Origin of the sequence: Lutibacter citreus (genome assembly GCF_003260195.1) — a bacterium.
GTDB lineage: Bacteria > Bacteroidota > Bacteroidia > Flavobacteriales > Flavobacteriaceae > Lutibacter > Lutibacter citreus.
The window spans coordinates 1-1,184 of record NZ_QEIH01000034.1 but is presented as its reverse complement, the minus strand read 5'-3'; the positions used below and the strand labels follow the sequence as shown (position 1 = coordinate 1,184).

Here is a 1,184-nt window from a genome sequence, read left to right as displayed (position 1 = left end):
AAATATATACTGCTTGATCCGTTATTTTTTGAGCTAAATCAGGATTAATATACGATGACACCTATAGAAGTACTTTTGTGAAAATTAATCAATTTTTACTTGTTTTTTACCACAGTACTTTGTTGTACACAGTGCTTTCCTCAATGATATTCAATCTCATATTCATAAATATCAGTTGAATTTAACTTATAATCTATACTTTTTTTATCAATTTTCTGCTGTAGTTTGGTGTATTCAAAACTCAAAATTGTGTCTCTTGCAGTTCCAATTGTTTGATAAGTATATTTGTCTTTTGAGTAAACATATTTCTCAATATATGGTTCTTTTGCTCGACTATTATAATTCACTCGTTTTATTAATCTGTTCTTTTTGTCAAAGTATGAAGTATCAGTCAAAATCAATGCTTTTTCAAAATCTGGTTCTTTGACAGGAATAAATTCCCAAGAATTAGTTTTAGAAACACGTATTCTTTTTTGTCGTTTAACTTCTCGAATAAATCTTATTAAACTGTCCGTTTCGTATTTTGTTTGTTTCTCAATTTTTGTTTTAGGGTCAAATTCGTAAGTCGAAAACGAACGAATAACACAAGTATCTTTAGCTACAAAATCCTCGCAATTATATTCTGAAAATCTCTTTCCGTTATTATATTTTATAATTCGGTTTTTATTTCTAAATGTTTTAGAAATTCCGTCATAACCTCCAAATCTCACTTCTTTAGTTAAATTTCCCGATTTGTCAAATTCAGTTTTTCGTGTTTTGATTAAACTATCACTTTCTTTTTTATATTCAGTTATTGTCTTGATTTTTTGACCAAAACTTACTGAACTTATCAGAAATATTAATATGTACGTAATTTTTTTTTGCATTTTGTACAACGGTCTTGTGTATGAAACGTAGCGTGAAAAAAGACGCTAACTTTTCGGATTTAGCACGAGCCGAATTTTTTATTTTTATGTTTAATTTTCTATTCTAAATATAACCAAATAAAAAATTTGGCGTACTTTGTAAATATACAAAAACCTCTCGAAAAGCCTATAATAGCTATGTTTTATACACGTTGTGCCTGTTGCACAAACACGAGTAAATATAGCCAAAAAGTTGTAAAAAAGGGTTAAATTTTGTACTTTCATGGTATGCAAGGCAAGAAAGAATATCAAGAAAAATTGTTTGCAAACTTTCAATTA

General features: G+C 28.0%; 1 protein-coding gene. It reads right to left on the bottom strand.

Annotation, left to right across the window (positions count from 1 at the left end; genetic code table 11):
- Positions 1-140 precede the first annotated feature (140 nt).
- Positions 141-866 carry a hypothetical protein gene (locus tag DAD81_RS20655; RefSeq protein WP_111710382.1) on the bottom strand — a complete coding sequence of 242 codons (726 nt, stop codon included), beginning with the start codon at positions 864-866 and terminating at the stop codon, positions 141-143.
- Between the last annotated feature and the right edge of the window lie 318 nt (positions 867-1,184).